The sequence below is a fragment of the Mesorhizobium sp. M0019 genome (assembly GCF_040323975.1).
In the GTDB taxonomy this organism is placed as follows: Bacteria; Pseudomonadota; Alphaproteobacteria; order Rhizobiales; family Rhizobiaceae; genus Mesorhizobium.
Genome location: NZ_JAMYVK010000154.1, coordinates 1 through 586, shown reverse-complemented (window position 1 = coordinate 586; position 586 = coordinate 1). Strand labels below are relative to the sequence as shown.

Here is a 586-nt window from a genome sequence, read left to right as displayed (position 1 = left end):
CCGACGCCGGTTCGTCCGCTCGACAAGCCGTTCCTGATGCCGATCGAGGACGTGTTCTCGATCTCGGGCCGCGGCACGGTTGTGACCGGCCGCGTCGAGCGCGGCGTCGTCAAGGTCGGCGAGGAGCTGGAGATCGTCGGCATCCGTCCGACCACCAAGACGACCTGCACGGGCGTCGAGATGTTCCGCAAGCTGCTCGACCAGGGCCAGGCCGGCGACAACATCGGCGCGCTGTTGCGCGGTGTCGACCGTGAAGGCGTCGAGCGCGGCCAGGTCCTGGCCAAGCCCGGCACCGTCAAGCCGCACAAGAAGTTCGTTGCCGAAGCCTACATCCTGACCAAGGACGAGGGCGGCCGCCACACGCCGTTCTTCACCAACTACCGTCCGCAGTTCTATTTCCGCACGACGGACGTGACCGGCATCGTGTCGCTGCCGGAAGGCACCGAGATGGTGATGCCGGGCGACAACATCACCGTCGATGTCGAGCTGATCGTGCCGATCGCCATGGAAGAGAAGCTGCGCTTCGCCATCCGTGAAGGCGGCCGCACCGTCGGTGCCGGCATCGTCGTCACCATCAAAGAGTAAT

Annotated in this window: 1 protein-coding gene; it reads left to right on the top strand. The window is 65.5% G+C overall.

Annotated features, from left to right (window positions below; translation table 11 throughout):
• On the top strand, positions 1 to 585 hold a 585-nt coding region (locus NKK47_RS35115), incomplete at its 5' end, for an EF-Tu C-terminal domain-related protein (protein WP_352579946.1).
• Between the last annotated feature and the right edge of the window lies 1 nt (position 586).